The sequence below is a fragment of the Streptomyces boncukensis genome (genome assembly GCF_011045075.1).
Classification (GTDB): domain Bacteria; phylum Actinomycetota; class Actinomycetes; order Streptomycetales; family Streptomycetaceae; genus Streptomyces; species Streptomyces boncukensis.
Window position 1 is genome coordinate 1 of record NZ_JAAKZZ010000724.1, and the last position, 2,900, is coordinate 2,900.

Annotated in this window: 2 protein-coding genes; both read right to left on the minus strand. The window is 71.6% G+C overall.

Annotated features, from left to right (window positions below; genetic code table 11):
- Positions 1-563, minus strand: a 563-nt coding sequence (locus G5C65_RS34790) for a DUF1707 and FHA domain-containing protein (RefSeq protein WP_165303056.1), incomplete at its 3' end; no start/stop codon positions are given.
- Between the two features lie 90 nt (positions 564-653).
- Positions 654-2,768, minus strand: a complete 2,115-nt coding sequence (gene glgX, locus G5C65_RS34795) for a glycogen debranching protein GlgX (protein WP_165303057.1) — start codon at positions 2,766-2,768, stop codon at positions 654-656.
- Positions 2,769-2,900: the final 132 nt, after the last annotated feature.

The window sequence follows — 2,900 nt, forward strand, 5'->3', positions numbered from 1 at the left end:
GGCGGCGGGAGCGGCGACTGCGGGGCGAGGAGACGGAAGGCGGTCTGACCGAACCCCACCTGGTCGTCGGGGCGCACCGGCACCGCGCCGGTGATCCGGCCGCCGTTCACGAACGTCCCGTTCCGGGAGCCGAGGTCCTGGAGCAGCCAGCCGCTCCTGCCGCTGGTGAGCTGCGCGTGGAAGCGGGAGACCGTCTCGTGCTCCAGCCGCAGCACGGAACCGGGCGCGCGCCCGATCGTCAGCGGATACGGCCCCGGCTGCGGCAGCAGCAGCCGGGGCAGGCGCTGGCTGCGCCAGGCGTGCCGGAGCTGCCCGGGAAAGGCGGACACCCGGCCCACCGCGGAGAGCAGGCGCTGCTTGCGCGCCGGACGGGCCGGCAGGTCGCCCAGCACGGCGTGCAGCTCCTCCTGCCAGCGCGCCTGGAGGACGACTTCCATCCGCCGCACGAACGTGTCCGCCGACACTCTGCCCTGCTCGGCGCTGGCGCGCAGCACGCCGAGAGCGTGCTCCCGGTCCGTGTCGGACAGCCGCCCAGGGCGTGCGCCGGGCTCCAGAGTGGTCATGACCAGAATTGTCATGAGGCGTCAACCTCGTGTCCAGGCTGGTCAGCGGTCAGTAGCCGGATGAAGACATCCGCGGCGCCCCGGAGGGGGTTACAGCGGACGCTGGAGGACCATCAGGCTGCGGTCTGTCAGGGGGAGGGTTTCTCCGGCGCGGGCCTTGCGCCCCGTGCCCGCCGTGTACGCGTCCTCCTGTGCCGTGTCCATGATGATCTCCCACTCCCTCCCGTGGTCGGCCGGGATGGTGAAGTCCAGGGGCTCGTGGTGGGCGTTGAACAGCAGCAGGAAGGAGTCGTCGGTGATGCGCTCGCCCTGGGGGCCCGGTTCGGAGATGGCGTTGCCGTTGAGGAAGACGGTCAGGGCGCGGGCCTGGGCTGCCTGCCAGGACTGCTGCGTCATCGCCGCGCCCTGGGGGGTGAACCAGGCGATGTCCGACAGCTCGTCGGGGGTGCCCTCCACGGGGCGGCCGTGGAAGAACCGGCGGCGCCGGAAGACGGGGTGGTCGCGGCGCAGCCACACCGCGGTGCGCACGTAGTCGCAGAACGGGTCGGTCGCGCCCGGCTCGGGCCAGCGCACCCAGGACAGCTCGCTGTCCTGGCAGTAGGCGTTGTTGTTGCCGCGCTGCGTGCGGCCGAACTCGTCGCCGTGGCTGAGCATCGGCACGCCCTGGGACAGCATCAGGGTGGCGATGAGGTTGCGCCGCTGCCGGCGGCGCAGGCGGAGGATCTCCGGGTCGTCGGTGTCGCCCTCCGCGCCGCAGTTCCAGGACCGGTTGTGGCTCTCGCCGTCCCGGTTGCCCTCGCCGTTGGCCTCGTTGTGCTTGTGGTCGTAGGAGACGAGGTCGCCGAGCGTGAAGCCGTCGTGGCAGGTGACGAAGTTGATGGAGGCCAGCGGGCGTCTCCCGTCGCCCTGGTAGAGGTCCGAGGAGCCGGTCAGCCGGGAGGCGAACTCCGCGAGGGTGCGCGGCTCGCCCCGCCACAGGTCGCGTACGGTGTCCCGGTAGCGGCCGTTCCACTCGGTCCACAGGGGCGGGAAGTTGCCCACCTGGTAGCCGCCCTCGCCCACGTCCCAGGGCTCGGCGATCAGCTTCACCTGGCTGACCACCGGGTCCTGCTGCACCAGGTCGAAGAACGACGAGAGCCGGTCCACCTCGTGGAACTGCCGGGCGAGCGTGGCGGCCAGGTCGAAGCGGAAGCCGTCCACGTGCATCTCGGTCACCCAGTAGCGCAGCGAGTCCATGATGAGCTGGAGGACGTGGGGGCTGCGCATCAGCAGTGAATTCCCGGTGCCGGTCGTGTCCGTGTAGTAGCGCGGATCGGCGGCCAGACGGTAGTACGAGGCGTTGTCGAGCCCTCGGAAGGAGAGCGTGGGACCGAGGTGGTTGCCTTCCGCCGTGTGGTTGTAGACGACGTCCAGGATCACCTCGATCCCGGCCTGGTGCAGGGCGCGCACGGCGTGCTTGAACTCCAGCACCTGCTGGCCCCTGTCGCCCCAGGAGGCGTAGGCGTTGTGCGGGGCGAAGAAGCCGAGGGTGTTGTAGCCCCAGTAGTTCACCAGCCCGGCGTCGGCCAGCCGGTGGTCGGTGACCGACTGGTGCACCGGCATCAGCTCCAGCGCCGTGACGCCCAGCTCCGCCAGGTGCGCGATGACCGCCGGGTGGGCCAGTGCCGCGTAGGTGCCGCGCAGCTCCTCGGGCAGCTCGGGGTGGAGCATGGTGAGGCCCTTCACATGGGCCTCGTAGAGCACGGTGCGGTGGTAGTCGGTGCGCGGCGCCCGGTCGTCGCCCCAGTCGAAGTACGGGTTGATGACGACCGAGGCGGCGGTGTGCGGGGCCGAGTCCAGGTCGTTGCGGCGCTCCGGGGCGTCGAAGTGGTAGCCGTAGACGGCCTCGTCCCAGTCGACGCTCCCGCTGACCGCCTTGGCGTACGGGTCGAGCAGCAGCTTGGCGCTGTTGCAGCGGTGGCCCCGCTCCGGCGCGTACGGGCCGTGCACCCGGAAGCCGTACCGCTGGCCCGGCATCACGCCCGGCAGGTAGGCGTGCCGCACGAAGCCGTCGGACTCGCGCAGCTCGACCGCCGTCTCCGAGCCGTCCTCGTGCAGCAGGCACAGCTCGATACGCTCGGCGGCCTCGGAGAACACCGCGAAGTTCGTCCCCGCGCCGTCGTAGGAGGCACCCAGCGGGTACGCGTGTCCCGGCCAGACCTGCATCGGTATGTCTCTTCCCGTTCGTCGTGTCGGCACGGCCGGGGCCGTGCCGGAGCGTACTTCCCGGACGGAGTCCCGGTGCCGTGCCCGGAGGAGGAGGGAGCCGTGCGCCGCCCCGGCCCGCCGCCCCCGCCG